Annotated in this window: 8 protein-coding genes and 1 pseudogene; 1 reads left to right on the top strand and 8 read right to left on the bottom strand. The window is 49.9% G+C overall.

Features of this window, described 5'->3' with window-relative positions; translation table 11 throughout:
- Position 1: 1 nt before the first annotated feature.
- The 3 genes from NLBNIHML_RS03230 to NLBNIHML_RS03220 form a co-directional block, all read right to left on the bottom strand.
- Entirely contained in the window at positions 2-2,332 is a 2,331-nt protein-coding gene (locus NLBNIHML_RS03230; protein ID WP_494353764.1) for a glycoside hydrolase family 95 protein, read from the bottom strand.
- A gap of 152 nt (positions 2,333-2,484) precedes the next feature.
- The gene (locus NLBNIHML_RS03225) at positions 2,485-4,539 is read right to left on the bottom strand and encodes an alpha-galactosidase (RefSeq protein WP_494353763.1); all 2,055 of its coding nucleotides are present in this window, start codon (positions 4,537-4,539) and stop codon (positions 2,485-2,487) included.
- Positions 4,540-4,671: 132 nt separating this feature from the next.
- A complete protein-coding gene (locus tag NLBNIHML_RS03220; protein WP_494353762.1) occupies positions 4,672-7,047 on the bottom strand; it encodes a glycoside hydrolase family 95 protein in 2,376 nt (791 codons plus the stop codon).
- Between the two features lie 706 nt (positions 7,048-7,753).
- On the opposite strand from NLBNIHML_RS03220, the pseudogene NLBNIHML_RS03215 reads away from it, so the two are divergent.
- Positions 7,754-7,957: pseudogene (locus tag NLBNIHML_RS03215) on the top strand (amidohydrolase family protein); the annotation flags it as partial.
- Positions 7,958-8,042: 85 nt separating this feature from the next.
- On the opposite strand, the gene NLBNIHML_RS03210 reads toward NLBNIHML_RS03215, so the two are convergent.
- The 5 genes from NLBNIHML_RS03210 to NLBNIHML_RS03190 form a co-directional block, all read right to left on the bottom strand.
- A complete protein-coding gene (locus NLBNIHML_RS03210) occupies positions 8,043-8,168 on the bottom strand; it encodes a hypothetical protein (RefSeq protein ID WP_494353761.1) in 126 nt (41 codons plus the stop codon).
- A 33-nt stretch (positions 8,169-8,201) separates the two neighbouring features.
- Positions 8,202-10,106 carry a DUF2961 domain-containing protein gene (locus tag NLBNIHML_RS03205; RefSeq protein ID WP_494353760.1) on the bottom strand — a complete coding sequence of 635 codons (1,905 nt, stop codon included), beginning with the start codon at positions 10,104-10,106 and terminating at the stop codon, positions 8,202-8,204.
- Between the two features lie 77 nt (positions 10,107-10,183).
- Positions 10,184-11,974, bottom strand: a complete 1,791-nt coding sequence (locus NLBNIHML_RS03200; RefSeq protein ID WP_494353759.1) for an L-fucose isomerase — start codon at positions 11,972-11,974, stop codon at positions 10,184-10,186.
- A gap of 25 nt (positions 11,975-11,999) precedes the next feature.
- Positions 12,000-14,717: a family 78 glycoside hydrolase catalytic domain gene (locus NLBNIHML_RS03195; protein WP_494353758.1), complete on the bottom strand. Its 2,718-nt coding sequence runs from the start codon at positions 14,715-14,717 to the stop codon at positions 12,000-12,002.
- A 21-nt stretch (positions 14,718-14,738) separates the two neighbouring features.
- The gene (locus tag NLBNIHML_RS03190; protein ID WP_494353757.1) at positions 14,739-17,723 is read right to left on the bottom strand and encodes a glycoside hydrolase family 2 protein; all 2,985 of its coding nucleotides are present in this window, start codon (positions 17,721-17,723) and stop codon (positions 14,739-14,741) included.
- Between the last annotated feature and the right edge of the window lie 13 nt (positions 17,724-17,736).

Below are 17,736 nucleotides of genomic sequence, written 5' to 3'. Positions count from 1 at the left end.
GTTATTTTACCAACTCCAGCTCGCTATTGAAATAGTACCTTTCGCCTGCTTCGGCATGAAGGATTGTTCTTTGTTCCCCCCAACCAATGGTGAACGTTCCTGACGAGCAAGTGTGAATGTTCGCAGAGGTCAGCTTTCCATTCTCCCAGACGATGTCAACCTCAGCATTCCCTTTTGCCCGCAGACCGGAGATAGATCCTGTGCTCCATGCCTGTGGCAGTGCTGGGAGAAGGTGAATCTCGCCCGCATAACTTTGCAGCAGCATCTCCGCTAAGACAGCTGTACCGCCGAAATTTCCATCAATGACGAAAATATTACTCTCTGCTCCTGCAATTCCGGATTTGGAATAGGTGAACAGATTATCAAAACACAAGCCGCCGATCAAATGTGAGAGGTGTTTATATGCCATTTCCCCATCGTGCAATCCTGCAAAACCCAGTCCAAACAAAGCAGCTGTAAATTCAACATCCTCCAGCTCTTCCTGGACCATGCGGTTCTCCAGCGTTACTCGTGCTGCCGCACTGAGTTCCGGTGTACGTTCAGGTGTAATCTGACTGTCCGGATACAGAGCATACATATGGGACAAATGCCGATGCTCCGGCTGCCCCTCCTCATAATCCTCCAGCCACTCTTGTAACTGGCCTTTCTTGCCGATCTGTAGAGGTGGAAGCTTGCTAATTGCTTCATACAGCTTGCGTCCAAGTTCCTCGTCTTTGTTCAGAAGTTCAACTGAATGAAGACAAAACTCAAAGAGCCTGCGCACCAGCATCTGGTCCATTGTCGTTCCCATGGACAGCTGCTGTGTCCCCTCTCTTGAATTATCAGGATAAAAATGATTCTCCGGCGAATTCGAAGGACCCGTTACCAGCCAACCGTTCCGAGGATGCTCACACATATAGTCCAGATTGAAAACCGCCGATTCTTTAAGTACGGGATAGGCCACATTCTCTAGGAAAGCACGATCCTGACTGTACTCATAATGCTCAATCAGGTGTGTAGCCAGCCATAATCCTCCTGTAACATTCAACCCCCACGAGGTCTCCCATCCAGGTAACGTAAAACCCCATACATTGGAGAACACATGAGCGACCCATCCGTCGCATCCATATACGTTACGTGCCGTTTCTCTGCCCGCCAGTGCCAGATCTTCAATGTAGCGCAACAGCGGAAGATGGCTCTCTCCCAGATTCACAATCTCTGTGGGGTAATAATTCATCTGGGTATTCACGTCCAGGTGATAGTCACAGCTCCATCCCATCCGGCACGCTTCACCATCATTCCAGATTCCCTGGAGATGGAGCGGTAGCGGAGAGTTCTTGCGAGAACCCGCAATGGTCAGATACCGTCCATATTGAAAAAATAAAGCGAAAAGCTGCGGATCTTCATTCTTGTCATTCTGTTCCAACAAACGAATGCGTTGGTCTGTAGCCAGATCGGCTTTCCTCTTGCCCCCCAATTGAATATCAACCTTGTCATATTGCTCGCTGTAATCGCGGACATGCTCCTCCCTCAACGAGGCATACCCCTTCTTTAAAGCCTTCAACAGCGTAGACTCGCTCTCTGTTTCCCAATCCTGATCTGTACGGCGATAATCTGTGCTCACACTAAAATAAATCCATGCCTCATCCGCTCTGGTCACAGTTAATCGACCATCAATACTTGCGATGGTCCCCCCGGAAATAACCAACTTGACCAAACCCTTGGACCATACGCCACAAGTCCCATCGCTATGTACATTTTCCGTTGCCTGTCCTTGGAATTCAAGCGTATTGTCATCTAAAGCTACAACCTTGAATGATTCCGTGCCTGCCTGTAAGCCAAGTGTAAAGGTTACTCCACCCGGAGCTTCGCTCCAGACTCTGGAGGCCACTAAATCATCGACATTGGATGCGAAAACTTCACGTCGAATCATGCTGTTGTCATCCTTCCAGAACGCTCCGGCAAGCGCTTGAGTCAGATCCAACTCACGTTGGAAGCTTCCCGCTTCATCCGAACTCGAATTCTTCTTCTCCATATCAATAACAACTTCACATAATCCGAGATGGGTACCGAAATTACCCTTCTTTGGCTGCAAATGTTGTTTGGCAAGACGATCTCCTTCATCATAATCGCCGGAGAAGAAATGGCTACGCATCTCTTCCAGTGCAGCCTTGCTTCCTGCAGAAGGCTGTTCTTGTTCAATCCGACCCGACCAGAAGGTAACTTCGCTCATACTCCATACCTCTCGATGGGATGAAGCCATAACAACTGCCCCTATTCTTCCATTTCCCAGCGGCAGGCCTTGAGACCAATGTGCAGCAGGCGTTGAATACCACATAGTAAAATCATTCATATCATGTCCTCCGGTCCAAAATGATTATCTCTAGAAATAGACTCCTTCCCAAAAATAGACAAACGCGCGATCTGTGAGATACATAAGCGCGCGTTTGTCTTTGTTTTTATTCTAAAACTGAACAAGGCTTTGAATGGTCACTTCGCCTCAGGTCAGTTTCCCTTCACAGTCAATCTGAAGATTTTGGATTCCGCAGGTTCCAGTGAGACAGTAAGCCCTCCAGACGTTTCCCCTTGTGAGCCTTCCCACAGATCCTGCAAGCTGTATACAGCATTGGAATTTAGTCCGGCCCGCTCCAGCGAGATAGATTTAACCGCAGCTTGTTCAGCATCAAAGTTGAAGACGGCGAGATAGAAACTGTTCTCTTCCGGCGATTCCAAGACAAACACGTCAGAAGACAGCTTCCCATAATCACCTTCAACTGGACGGAAGGTTTTGCCCATACGAACAACGCTCAAAATATCCTTGTTGCCAAGCCATTCTTTTGCTCGTTCGGCAGCTTCCTCTTTACGGAAGTCATCCCCTAGCAGGAGCACCGTACCGGCAATAACTGAAGCGGTCAGACGGCTGCGTCCTTCATGCCAACCGGTAGCTTCCTGGTTGAAGCTTTTGTACAATACCGAATGGTCAGGATCATTGTAGCGATAGAGCGTATTGCTCATCCACCAGCCGTGTGTCAATGAGTTCAGCAGGTATTCCGTATCCGCAAGTGTACCGAAGACATCACAGGAGATACGGCGGCTGTGGGCAAAAGCATAAGGAAATAATGGAGCGATGGACAAGTTAATGAAAAACGGTCGTCCGATTACGTCTGGCGAGAGCTTATGTTGCAAATAAGACATGCCATAATGATAAGCCGCGATTCCTGTTGTAATATCCGGGTTGTGGTGCTGCCCTTCAAGCGCGCCATGCGCCAAGAAATCCAATTTGATATATTCGAAACCTTCCGAGATGAATTTGCCCGTGAACCAGTCAATCCTTTGCAGGTTTCCAGGATGTGTCGGGTCAATAGCCAGACCACCGTCTACATCCGGCAGGATCTCGCCCTCACCGTCACGCAGCAGGATATCAGCATAGGTGTATTTGCCGTTACTTCCTTCGACCGTCTGACCGAACTGATCAGGCCCTCCCCAGAAGGCAAATGGGGTCCAGTACGTGCCCGCTCTATGTCCGTTTTGCCGTACCCGGTCCAACGCACTCTTCATTTCTTCCGGTGTGAAATTGTCCCAGAACGCATCAAAGTTAATATATAAAGTATCTTCATTCTGGAATCCAAGTGGTTGCACTTCTTTTTTTAGAAAATCGCTGGTTGCTGTATACAGATCATAGTCCAGATCACTCATGGCCGCAGACCAACTGTTCCACCCGATTGGAACACCGCCCTCCCAAGGCAATTGAGTCTCAATCCAGGTATTCGCCTGACCGTAAGCTTCAAGACCTTCACGGTAGTCTTCATAGAACCCGACGAATACCAGGGGAGATTCCACTCTTTTTCCCTTCACATAACCATGAGGCTGGGAATCGCGAGTCAGTTCACTCACGGCACCACCGTACAGATCAAGTCCCTCAATCCGTCCGCTTTTTTCGCTTTGCATACGAATCCCTGTTTTCCATACTTTATGCGTAAGGGAACCCATCACAATTCCCCGTCGGCTATCGGGAGCGAACAAGGCTGTCGCTTCGTAGCTCTCCACATCAAGCGGCGGCTTGACCACCGTATATCTCACCCATTTATCGTTGTCAAATGGTACACGCAGAACGCTCGGTTCATCCTGGCCGGAATTTCCGCCGAGGGATATGGTTTTGGATTGGATGACAGCCATGCGATTCGCCTTAAGCTCTTCATCACTGACTATAGCGGTCTGCACCAGTACAAACGGTGAGGATTCATACATATAAAAATGCTGCTCCAGTTGCGGCAGCAACGAGGTTTTATGCAATACGACCAAGCGGATACCTTTTCCAAAACCTTCTCGAACAATATCTTCCTGTAACGCCAGCTCATGGTTCTGATAATGATCGGTGCTGTATTCCCGGCCCTGCCAGCGAAAAGCACTACGAATGCCCTTTACATGGGAAGAATGCTTGCCGATAAAGGATACTTCACCATTTTCAAGATTAATCTCCAGGCTCACGTGCCCATTTGTAATGCTTACAAGATTATCATTCTGTTGCTGCACTTGTACGGCTGTATCGCTAGTTAGCATGATGCGCCTCCTTATTGTTGCATGCTGTGCCCTGAGCGGAGCTGGTTATGTCTCTCCTGCCCAAGTCTGCCCTAATTATAAAGACCGAATAGAGCATTTGCCATGCAACGATCTTCCGATACATAACGCGATTTAACTCAACTTAACCTTGTAAGTACGTCCTGCAGATGTAGGGAAGCTTATGTGATTTAAATCGATGCTCTCCGTTTCAATCACGTTGCCGTCAAGTGTTACCACAACTGGACCTTCACCTTTAAGCACGCAGTCCCGGCTCAGGTGTGAAGTGATATACGCTTCTGCAAGTTGTCCGTTGTCCCACCGGATACTAACCTCAAATCCGCCTCGGGCACGCAGACCGGAAACGCTGCCTTGTTGCCAAGCATCCGGCAGTGCGGGAAGCAGTTCCATATAAGGACGGTGAGATTGCAGCAGCATCTCGGCTATCCCGGCAGAGGCGGCGAAGTTGCCGTCGATCTGAAACGGAGGATGTGCTCCCAGAAGATTCGGATAAACCCCTCCATGGTTGTATTGTTCCGACGACCCATCTCTGACCAGGCGTAGCATGTTGGATAGCAGACGCAGGGAACGGTTTCCTTCCCTGAAACGACTCCAAAGCGCAACACGCCATCCCAGGCTCCAGCCCGTGCTTTCATCTCCCCGTCGCTCAAGCGAGGTTCTGGCAGCGCCAAACAACTCTGGTGTCTCCTCGTCCGAAAGCTGGCGACCCGGATAACCCCCTACCAGATGTGAGGTATGCCGATGATAGATATCCTCATCCTCAAAGTCCTTCGACCACTCCTGCAATTGGCCGTATTTGCCGATTTGCAGCGGGTGAAGACGCTCACGGATGCTCACCAGTTCGTTTCTGAAATCCGGGTCCGTTCCAAGAATCTCCGAGGCTTCAATACAGTTGGTGAACAATTCCCAGATCAATGAGATATCCATGGTTGAACCTGGACTGACCGCTGCTACACCTTGCGCTGTTCTGAATTTATGCTCCGGCGATGTCGAAGGTGCAGTCACAAGACAACCGCTACCATCGTCAATCAGCCAGTCCAGTGCGAACAGGGCTGCCTCCTTCAACACAGGATAAGCGGAAGTACGCAAATACTCCTCGTCTCCGCTAAAGGTATAATGCTCCCATAGATGCTGAGTCAGCCAAACACCTCCCATCGGCCAGAAGGCCCAGCTTGGATCACCGTCACCATAATTGCCCACCGGCGCCGTCTGTCCCCAGATATCCGTGTTATGATGCGCGGTCCACCCGCGAGTTCCATAATTGACCTGTGCTGTTTCAACGCCCTTCTTCGCCAGATTGCTGATCAAGTCCAGTAAGGGCTCATGGCATTCCGCCAGATTGCATACTTCAGCAGGCCAATAGTTCATCTCCGTGTTGATGTTCAACGTATAATTGCTGCTCCAGGGAGGGCGAGTTACTGCATTCCATATACCCTGAAGGTTCGCGGCTTGTGTTCCCGGACGGGAGCTTGAGATCAGCAAGTAGCGCCCATAGTGAAAGAGCAGTTCCACAAGCCCCGGGTCCTCCGCTCCATAGGTTGTAATCCGCTGTTCGGTGGACATCTCCTCCGGAGCAGGTGAATTCCCAATCTGGAGCTTCACCCGATCAAACAACCTACGGTAATCTTCAATATGCGAGTCAAGCATGCTGTCATATTGCTTGGCTACCGCCTCATCCAGAAATGAACTTGCAGTGAAGGAAGCATCTTTTCCCTCAACTCCCGGAATGGCATCCATACCGTTAAAACTTGTAGCTGCGCTGAAATAAAAGGTTGCCGTTGTTGCACCCAATACATGAATTCCATTGCCATCCACCGTTACCTGTCCGTCCTCTGTCTTCACCGCTAGCTGTCCTTCAAATACCATTGCCTTGTTATGTTCAGGGTCACCGTATCGAATCGGCTCATCGCTTGCAAAATAGCTCGGATCTACATGCTCCGGGGCAGTTCCTTCCAGAACCAAACGTTCTTCCCTAGCACTAGTCACATGCCGAAGCGGGCTATCCAGTGACGCATGTACATTCAGCGCACCTTCCACACTAGCAGCCAGCCGCAGCACAAGTACCTGATCCGGATGCGACGCAAACATTTCGCGGGTATAAATCACATGGCCAATCTGATATTCAAGGCTGTGCACTGCATTTTCTACATCCAGCGTCCGCTTGTAGGAATGGTAGATATCCCCGTGTTCAAAATGCAGGAGTAAATCTCCGAAGGGTAGGTACGATTGGGTGTACGGGCCCATCATCTCTCTGGTCAGCGTGTCTGCTTCCGTATAACGTTCCTCCTGTAACAGCGCGCGGACCTTTGGCAGAGTATCCTTTGCCCCAGGATTGTTGCCGTCCTTCGGATAACCGGACCACAGGGTGTCCTCATTCAAGCTGATTTTCTCCTGCTCCACCCCACCAAAGATCATGCCGCCAAGACGGCCATTACCTATGGGAAGCCCTTCCGTCCATACATTTGCAGGTTTGTCATATTGAAGTTTCATGTGCACTCTCCCTTAAAATTCTCTCATTAGCTAGCCAATTCTATTTGGAACATCCGTAAACGTGTTATCGACAAGGTTAACCTTGCTGCATGCGCTTACATAAACTGTTTCTTCAAAACAGGATAACTTTCCTGTCTCTGTGGTAGACAATTATTTATTCGACTTGAAAACCAACCCACAAGTGTACTTGGCTTTCAGAATCTGGACATCACTGCAAGATGCGAAACGGTGTCCAGGTTATGTTCTCAATGACATCCTGGCTGCCAATACCATCCGGTACCTGATGAGCAAGCCAGCAAAAGCTCACGAGCGCTTAAATGCTCAACAGCAGCCACTTTGTTGGAGGTGTAGGTCGTCAACGAACCGGAACGGACAGATTCGATCTCATCACCAGATAAATCACTAACAAATCGGAAATGGCACAATGTTCTTGTCCCGCGAAACTTTTGATTGTCATCGTCTTTCAGCCCGGTAGTCGAATAAGGCCGCTGATCCTGTTGATCAGCGGCCTCCTTTGGTTTTATGGAACTTTGTTTCCCGTTCGTTTAAACGTGTTTGCAAGGCAACATTCCTTTTAGCTTTAGACTATCTATATATTTCCTTTTCCATATATGCTTTCATTAATTTTGATTAGCAATTTCTTTAAGATTTGCTTCTGCTCGTCATTAAAGGTTTGAGCAATTTCATCCTCTTCTTTTTGGAATGAGTGAAGGTCGGGTTCACTACGATCGAAGCTCTTCAGTCGGCTATTGCCAAACCGGCCCGTTGTTTTGGCCTACATGATCGCGGCCGGATTACCGAAGGTGCGCGTGCGGATCTTATTCTCATAAACGGTGATCCGACCACTAATATTTCTGATACCTTGTCAATCCAATCCGTGTGGTTCAATGGTTCGCAACAACTAGGTTAAACCTAGTAAATTATGGCGTTGCTAATTGTGAAATTTCCAAGAAGAGGGACTTCAAAATGAAGTCCCTCTTCTCGTTAGGGTACCATTAAGTTTTTTCATTGTTATGGACAGCACTACGAGCTTCTTCCAATTTTTCAAGTACGTCTTGGGCATGCGGTAAAAAGCGTTTGCCCACAGTTTTAAAAGCGAGTTGCTTGCCCAATTGATTCAAAGAGTCGAACGCCCAGCACATCTTTCCGTTCTTCTAAATCATCGTATATACCCAATAACGGAATTCGTTCCATGCTCTGGCCTCGCCGTCCTGAATGAATTCGATTCGAATATGCAGCTCCTTTTTTCCTCTGGTATAGGATTCAGGGATTACAAACTCATCATCCAGCCATCGTTTATAGGGATTTCGGTCCGCCGTGTACCACGTTCTTTCTGTTACTTTCACCCCATCTACATGAACAAAGGCCCGTTGTCTGCCTGTGATCTGATCACACCGCCGCCGCAGTCTTACGCCTCTGTTGTCCTCCCTGATACGGATTGTGAATTCACTATAACCATTTGTTTCATGACCGCTGTCACGAATTATGATATCGTCTTGGTCGCCTTCATAAGCTGAATCCAGAGTATAGTAACCGCGGCTGCCTTCTGTTTTGTAATCATGGTTCCTCTCCGATATCGGATCGCCAATATCCATTTCGTCCGTCAGAACCATTCCGGGTTCGTCCACACCATAGTAGAACAGAATGCCTGAATGTTCGAGATACTGGTTGTTATACTCGCCTGCTTCGATACCAAATACAAGCTCCGTCTGAAACGGATACCAGTCACCGCTGCACATTCTGACCATGGACCATGGGTTGTCAGGGATTCCGTCATAGGCGCTGGATGGATTACATTCGGGCGGCGTGGGAAACCCCCAACCATAACATACCCAGCTCTCGGAACCGTCGCTCTCAACTTGTGGTGTTGCATTGCCGTCAATGTGGATACGGACATCGCCTTCACAGCTGACTGTGCCCGGTTTACGGGTAAAGCCTGTTACGTGCCCAGCTACCATGTGTCCTCTTCCCTTGAGCTGACCGATGATGCTGTCCGACCCTAGTGTTGCCTTGCGTTCATAATATTTCGATGTGCGAAAATAACCGGTTCGACCCTTCTCATAAACAGCGTTTCGCTCTGCTGTAAATTCAATGTGTAATTCGGATAACAAAACGTCACGGTTCCCTTTGTTCACCAGTTCAATCACCGCATGCTCCCAGTACGGCATGGAGAAATAGTTATAGAATGATTCGTCCCCTCTTCTTCCATGCGAGAGTACGCCGACAGGATTGAATCCAAGCTCGTTGCCAAAGAATACACCTATGGGGCACCAAATATCCGGTTGCTCATGTTTATCCCAGCTTGCTTTGATCCAGAGGTGTTGCAGGTCTTCAGATGCAAAGGAGTGGGGATCGAACGCAGCGCTTATGGAGGCGATACTGCCTTGACCCGCCTCTTCCAGAATGGTTCGTTTCTCTCCTGCTTTAACGGCCAGCATTTCGTAATATCGGGATTTGCATCTCACGGCTGTTTTGGGATCTTCACCAACCCGAGACCATATTTCGATCAGCGGGGAATAGTTTTCTTTTCCCGTGAACGTAGATATTTGATCAGAGTCATCATAGGAATGATAAACGACATGGCCCCAACCGCCATCCCCTTTGGCTGCTCCTTTTAGTTGAATATCCGAAGTAATCCTGCATGATTTCTTGAAAGGCATAGGCACATAACTTCGAACGACGCGTATCGGTCCACGCCCATTGTCCTCGGGTCCAATATAAGCGTCTGCCAGTGGAGTTACGAAAGGAAATTTACTCCCGAATTCGGAGGCCTTAATTACAAATTGGGGCGTATCTTCGCCGTCAAAATAAAAAGAAAAGGTGGGTTCCGGACTTTCGGGATAACGGTGTTGGACAAAATTATAGATGCATCCTGGACCGCAATAATCAAAAATCACCCATTCCTCCTTGTCCTTATAAAGCCACCAATCCCAGTCCGCATTGCGTCCTTGCTTGTCGATGCTTCCTTCATAGTGAACCTGCACACCGTCTTTTAATACAGGAAGCAAGTCGAACCTCTCCATATTGCCAATCCCTTTAGGCTGTAAATGGGTCGTCATATGTCTGCAACCTCCGAGTCATTAGATGAATACCTTCCAAAGTCACAAAGCATTTCCAATCCTGTCATCCTCTCTGCTCAGCCATACAACGGGCCATATGCAGCACATGCACGATAGTCTGCACCCTCATGATCTTTTGTGCCAAATGCTGACCAGGCGCTGGGCCTAAAAATGCGCTTTGCTTCAACATTGTGCATGTTAACCGGAATGCGCAGTATGCTCGCAAGTGTAATCAAGTCGGCTCCGATATGGCCATAGCTTACAGCACAATGGTTCGAACCCCAGGCTTCCATCACGCTGTAGACGTCATCAAATATCGGATCACCTGCTACCCGATTCGGGACAAACCATGTTGTTGGCCACGTTGGTGTCGTTCGCAGATCCAGTCGTTGATGCACTTCCTCTGGCAACTCCAACGTATACCCTTCCGCAAGCTGAAGCACCGGCCCCAGCCCTGCTATGAGGTTAATGCGTGCCATGGTGACGGGCATCCCCCCACGCGTTGTATAATCGGTAGAATAGCCTCCGCCTGCAAATTGGTCCATATAGGTTGGTCGCCAGCTAACCGCATTGAGGCAGGCATGAACTTCCTTCTCATCAATCTCCCAGTGAGGTTTCATCGCGGGATGACCGTCGCGAAGCTGCTCTCCCGTTCCATCAAGCGCTGCCGGTCCAGAATTGATCAGATGTATGAATCCTGCCGTAGCCAGACCAACCGGCTGCCAGTCTGTTACGCGTTTCACGGCTTCCGGGCTCCAAAATGCACGAACATCCGCAAAAATCTGGGCAGTATGCGACAAATAGTGATTGAACAACATGGTGATGGCGTTCAGGTTGTCGTTCTCGGTGGCGACCATGTAGGGTTCGCGAGTGCCATTCCAGTCGAATGAACTGCATAGAATCGCCTCTAGCACGTCTGCACTGGGAAGGTGATCGGTCCATTCACGCTGTCCCTGAAACCCGGAAGCAATGGCATTATAACCATACGCCTCTTCTTCGTATCCCATTTCGGCCAGTTTGGGATTGCCGATCATCAGATCACGCACAATCAACGTCATGCGAATGGAAGTTTTCCAGTTCTCCTTTTTGCTCTCTGGATCGATTTGAACCGACTCCGGATTGGGATCAGGCCCTTCCTTGCAATGAAGATCGGCCCAAGCCATAGCTGAGTGGAATTCCTGCTCGTCATAGATTTGCTTCTCCAGCCTGCGCGTAACCTCAGTCATGTCTACATAGGCATTGCGCATACCCAGATAACGCTGGTAGAAATCTTCGTCTACAATACAACCTGCGATGCCCATGGAGACGGAGCCGATCGACAGATAGGATTTTCCTCGCAGCAGTGCAGCAGCCAGACCCGCACGAGTGAACCGGACCAGTTGATCCCGAACATCCTCTGGCAGTTTGCGTTCCTCCAGATCCTGAATATGTCTGCCGTAGATTTTGAAAATGGGCAGGCCTTTCTGATTATGCGCCGCATGCAGCGCAGCCAGGTAGACCGCACCGGGGCGTTCAGTGCCATTGAATCCCCAGACGGCGTGCGGCAGGGTTGGGTCCGTTTCCATCGTTTCAAGTGGATAACACCAACCGTTTGCAACTGTGACCAAGACCCCGACGCCTTCCTTCCTGAACTGTTCGGCACAACGGGCTGCTTCGCTCATTCCGGAGATGCATGTATCAAAGATGACAACCTGCACCGGGGAGCCGTCCGGGTTTCGGAGAATGGAGGTAATCGCAGCAGCAGCTTCGTGCGCCAGTTCCATCGTGCTTTCAGCCAGTGAAGCCTTTACAAGCTTACGGCGATCCACGATGGGGCGAATGCCGATCTTTGGAAATCCACTCTCATAACGATGCTTCATATCCGTCATCTGTATTTCCCCTTTTCTGCATATTTTATTGGATCGTATGGATTGGGATGGAGAAGATGTGTTGTCCCGGGTTCAATGTGTGAGAACGGCGTAGATTCACGGCATTTACCATATCAGCCGGCACGACAAACGTGGCTGTGGTTCCTTCAGGGATCGTCACCTCCATATGAAGCCCTGCCTCGTCTTTTTTCCAAGTTACTGCAATGAGTCCATGTGCCGTCCTGAGCGAAGCGCTCACCCTTTCCAACTTCGAGGGGATCATCGGCTCAATCCATATTTTTTCGTAACCGGGAGAGTCGGGCCTAATACCAGCCAGCCGCGTGTAAAAAGAAACGCTGATGCCCCCGAACATGGCGTGGTCATGGGAATGCATGCCACCTTTCTCGCTCCATTGCTCCCAGAGCGTCGTTGCTCCGCGTTCAATCTGGTATCCGAACCCGGGATATTCCTTTTTGCTCAGAAGCTCATAGGCAACATCGATGTATCCGTAGTCCGCCAGTACGTCAATCAGATATCTGGTGCCATAGATGCCTGTATGAAGATGACCGTCGTGTTCCCCAATAGCTTCCACAAGCCGTTTTGCGGCTGAGGCCCGCTCTTTGACCGGCACCATGCCAAAAGCGAGCGGCAGAAGCTGAGCGGTCTGGGAACCGCTGCTGTAAACGCCGTTCCCCACGTCCCATTTTCGATGAAAGGCCTGGTTGATATCCCGAGCCAGCGTCGAATAATGTTCATGATCTGCGCTCAAGCCCAGGATCAACGCCGTTTCGGCAACAATGGACGTGATTTTGTAGTAAATACTTGTATTCACCAGTTCGACTTCGTGAAAGTAATTTTCCCAACCATCATCATTGGGAGGACACCAGTCCCCAAAGCCATCCCTCACCTGATGGTGTGGCCACTCCTGATGCAGATGGTCAATATATGCTTTCATGGACGGATAACGCTGGAGCAAGATATCCAGATCGTTATAATGCTGATAGAGACGCCAAGGAAGAAACACTTTGTCCCCGCTCCAGTCCGGGTTGGTCGTGCTTTCTTCAATATCTCCGAGCCATTTGCGATAGTAATTCTGCATATTGAAATGGTGCATGCCGGCTTCCTCCACAACTGCGGAATCCATGAGACAAGGCGTACGTTCATCTCGCTGACAGCAGTCCGTGGGTATGCTGACCAGATTGTTGAGGTACGACCATCGAATATTGCTGTAGAGCTGATTGAGTCCTTCATCCGAACTTTCAAAGCTGCCTGCCGGCTCTACATCTGCATGAATGGGAATGGCCTGAATGGAAAGATGATCTGCCTCACCGCTGACTTCCACATAACGGAACCCATGATACGTGAAGCGAGGTTCATAACGTTCTTCCGCCTCCCCACGGAGAATGTATGTGTCGGTTGCTTTGGCATTTCGATTCGTCCAGGGATCAATGTTGCCTTGTTCATCGACCAGTTCGCTGTATCTCAGCATCACTTGACTGCCTTCCGGGCCTGTTACCTGAATGCGAACCCACCCTGCCATGTTCTGACCAAAATCGTATACGCCCACGCCTGGACGTGGCCTTAAGACAGCGATGGGCTCGACCGGGTTGTGAGGTACAACAGGAGGTTGAATGTTCGCTTCAAGCTTGCCGACAGGTGGTTCGGCAGTTACTGCCCTCGACCACTTTCCGTTTTCAAGAAATCCCGGTTGATCCCAACCGATGTGCTCCTGTCGTGCATCATAGGACTCTCCGTCATAGATATCATTGGAACGTATCGGGCTTGACGCGAATGACCAAGATTCATCGGTTATAATCGTACGCTTGCTGCCATCCTCAAACTGGAGGTCCAATTGCATGATAAAGGTTTTATCCTGATTCCATTTCCATCCCCACCGTGAATAATTGAAATGGTAACCATTCCCGAGCCACACGCCGAGTACGTTATCTTTGTCTTGAAGCAGATGGGTCACGTCATAGGTGTCATAGAGCATTCTGCGGGAATAGGGCGAATTGGCTGGAGCCAGAACTCGGTTGTCCGCCGGGTTCCCGTTGATGCAGAGCTCATACCAACCTACCGAATAGATGCGCAATCTGGCTTCAACTGCGGACGATGGCAATTCAAATGTTTTTCGAAACAGAGGGCTGTCAACTGGAATGGGTGCCTCACAGATCGACAGCATATTTTCCTCAAGCACAAGCCCATTCCCCGAAGGGCTAATCGTATCTGTGGTAAAATGAGTCGTCTTCGGATCATAAAAGCGGTTGGAGTACAGCACGCGGCCATCACTCCCGCTGAGCCTTAGATCACGGAAGGTTGCCTTTTGCCCGTCAGTCGTCCGGAATGCAATCGTTCCTTCATAAGCTGCTGCCATGCAGCGATGCGTGTAAAGTTCATTGATGGATACTTGCCATTCCCCGGCTTCCGTACTTATCTTGAGTGATAAACGTTGAGGAAGTTTGTGCAGTGCAGGTAAAACCATCTTCCCCAGAACCTGGCGTACGTCTTCTTCAACGCGGTATATGCACACGTGTGTCTGCTGTGCATCTTCTTCAGGCTCAAGCAGTTCAATACCACAGTGATTGCCTTCGTCACGATAACCGAACAGAAATGCTGCACCGCCTTCTTCCACACTGAGAATGACTTCCGCCTGATATGAAATCCAGTCATGAGGCTGGACTACCGGGCGTGTAATCCACTTGGCACACCATTCGTCAGATACGGATTTCTCCTTCGTTTCCGCCATGTTCTTCATGGATGTCATGTTGTCGCTCCTTCCTGTCAGTCAGCACGATTTACTTGTGATAGGCACGCCACTTCGGGATATCTCAAACGCATTCCAGGCACTTACCGTAATGCCGTCCAGGATCACGTCAGGCCCGATTTCAAACGGGATACGTCTCTCTTCTCCCGCAAGCAATCCAAAATCATTGTCATCCAGATAACAACTCCACTCGTCTGGAAAATGGTGAATCATCACTCGAATCGCAGGCACGTTTCCCATGTTTCGAATGACAATGAAACCGCTCTGGTCTTGGGTCTCGACAGACCATTCAAGCGTAGTGCGCGGAAGTTCACGCAGCGGTGCATCGGAGAGTTCGGCGTACAATGCAAATGCCTGCTTAGCCTCATCGCCAGGATATTCGTTTGCTTGATGGCGGTGCTCTCTCTCAAACGTGATCAACTCAGGAGTCTTCGGCTGGGCATTGAACCAATACCACTGATCGGACACAAGATCTCCATTGCTTTCATGAAGCGTGACGACAATCAAGAACGGCCGAATTGCTGATTCTTCCGGCAACGTGACTTCCAGTTGATCGATACAGCTCGCCAGCCCGGTCTTCACGGTTAGAGCCGGATAATTCCAATTCATCACCTCGGTTAATTGACTATCGTACATCGAGACTTGGATAGCTGCATTGATAAGAGCGTTACGCGAATCGTTCACGACATGCAGTGCTGCGCGGAATATCTCACCTGGCTGCCACGCATCCAGTTTGGTGCAGGTGATGAAGGCATTTTGCGGACGTGAAGCCTGTTTGGCACGATAATAGGAAAGCTTGGCTGTTCCGTAATAATCGACCACCGCCCACGAATGTCCGGGAAAACAATCCGTGAATTTGTAGTACCAGAAGCCGCTCTTATCTCTTCCTGTTCCCGCCCTCTGTACATCAGCGGTCAGTCGAATCGCATCACCTTGAGCGGTCTGAGAATACGTGATGTAGTCCTGCCAGTTGCGGATCGGTCCGTACGCCGCGTAGCGCATGACTTTAATGACATCCTTCAGACCGAACTGGTGAAAATGCGCTTTCCAACCCCTGCTCTCCTCAGTTGGAGGAAATGACGCCAACGTTTCTTCCGGCATATAGCGCAGACAGCTTGAAACATTGGTCTGACTTGGAATGCCGAATTCGCCGTAAAATACCGATGGCATCGCTAATGTTGCCTCATCCAGGGATTCACCCCCGTGATATACGTTCCAGTTATGCACACTTCCGCCCCATGGATCGGTTCGATGGAACGGACGGGACGGATCGTATCCGCGGCATCTTTTTCCGACCAAAAATAATCCTTCGTCTGCACCGCCATGATTGCCGTTTTCATTGCCGCCCCCCCACATGATCAAGGAAGGGTGGTTTCTGAGCCGTTTTACTGAAATGGTGGTCTGGCGGTCAATAATGCCAAGGTCCGTCAGTGGTGAATCGGGTGGACCCCAGCAGAGCGGGAATTCCTGATAGACCATAATGCCTTTTTCATCACACAGATTATAAAATTCGTCACTTTCCACCAAGCCGCCGCCCCATGCCCGGAGCATCTGCACATTTCCCCTGCGGGCGAGCTCCAGCAGCCGTTCATACTGCCCATTCTGATGGTCAAGCATGGCATCAGGCCAACACCAGTTCGCGCCTTTGATGAACATGGGCTCGCCATTGATGACAAACTGCCAGCGATATTCCGTTTCCGGTGCGGCATCGTTCATAGGACGCATTTCAATCGTACGGATGCCAAAAGACGTGTGAGCTTCGCCAACGTTAATGGGCTCAGAATTGGATCCAGATAACACAAGCTCATAGAGAGGCTGTTCCCCGTAACCCGTCGGCCACCAAACCTCGGGATCAGTCAGTCTGATTACGGTACTGAATTTGCTGCTGCCATATGGCACTTCAATGGAATACGTAAAATGGGTATCCCTTTGGCAAAGTGTCTGGTTATCAGGGTCAAATGAATCCACACTCGTTTTCGATTTCTTCGATCGGATACAGCCTTTGATGGATAATTCCACTTGCTCAACGAGATTACTCTCAGCCGTAAACTCCAAGTGAAGCACAGCTTCATCCGAGGTGTGGGACAGGGTTACAACATACGGATCAAGCAAAGCGATGTCCGGTTCGGCCACCACCCGTACATCCTTCCAGATGCCGAGTGAAATCAGGTGTCCATAATGCCAGCCAAAGCCCGGACTGGGCTTCATCAGGCCGTTCCAACTTTGAGGTGCAGGGTCCAGTCGAACAACAACCACATTGGATTTATCATGTCGAACCAAGTCTGTAATATCACGAATTGGGCCGCCAAACATGCCCTGATGATGTCCCAGTGATGCGCCATTAAAAAATACGGTGCCCGAGTAGTCGATCCCGTCGAATTGTAAGGAGAGTCGGCCTCCCACCCATTCTTCAGGCAGTTCAAATGACGTAGCAAACCACCATTCCTTGCATTCCACGCATGTCCTGCGGAACCAGACGGGGGTCTCTTCAGGCATACCGTGATTCTCCAGTTCATCGATCGTGTTGGTATTCCAGTGGGGATCATCGAGCAGTTCCTGATCAACCAGGGCTTTCTGCACCGTTGTGGGCACGCTAACTTCCAGCCAATCGCTCCGATCGTGATCCGGTTCGTACCAGCGTTCCCGCATGCCTTCACTTGCCTGGGCTTTTCGTCCAAACCAGCCTGTCGCAGGCGCCGGATCTCCATGATCAGCTGCCTCGCCTCCCTTCATACGCCAGATTCCGGACAAAAGTAATGTTTCTTTGAAGGCAGAATTGCGAGCGTTGTGGTGATTGGTATATGTGAAATCAGCTGATGGCTCTGCATCGGCATGGCGGGGTGCTATTGAAATGTGCACTTTGTCTGTCGTACAGTGGATTGGAATGTGGCTGTCCTTCTCCACCCATGCATCCCCATGCAGCGAGGAACGGACGTAGGCCTCGTCCTGAACTTCGTCCAGAAAGCGTTTACCTTCATCTGAACGGTAATATGAGATGTGTGTCATCGCGCTAACTCTC

The organism is Paenibacillus sp. JNU01 (genome assembly GCF_059130585.1).
This window is presented reverse-complemented; position numbering and strand designations above follow the sequence as displayed.

What these genes read in the sequence shown, in the direction of transcription:
- NLBNIHML_RS03230 (WP_494353764.1), bottom strand. Translation starts at nt 2,332, where the DNA reads ATGAATGATTTTACTATGTGGTATTCAACGCCTGCTGCACATTGGTCT.
- NLBNIHML_RS03225 (WP_494353763.1), bottom strand. Translation starts at nt 4,539, where the DNA reads ATGCTAACTAGCGATACAGCCGTACAAGTGCAGCAACAGAATGATAAT.
- NLBNIHML_RS03220 (WP_494353762.1), bottom strand. Translation starts at nt 7,047, where the DNA reads ATGAAACTTCAATATGACAAACCTGCAAATGTATGGACGGAAGGGCTT.
- NLBNIHML_RS03205 (WP_494353760.1), bottom strand. Translation starts at nt 10,106, where the DNA reads ATGACGACCCATTTACAGCCTAAAGGGATTGGCAATATGGAGAGGTTC.
- NLBNIHML_RS03200 (WP_494353759.1), bottom strand. Translation starts at nt 11,974, where the DNA reads ATGACGGATATGAAGCATCGTTATGAGAGTGGATTTCCAAAGATCGGC.
- NLBNIHML_RS03195 (WP_494353758.1), bottom strand. Translation starts at nt 14,717, where the DNA reads ATGACATCCATGAAGAACATGGCGGAAACGAAGGAGAAATCCGTATCT.
- NLBNIHML_RS03190 (WP_494353757.1), bottom strand. Translation starts at nt 17,723, where the DNA reads ATGACACACATCTCATATTACCGTTCAGATGAAGGTAAACGCTTTCTG.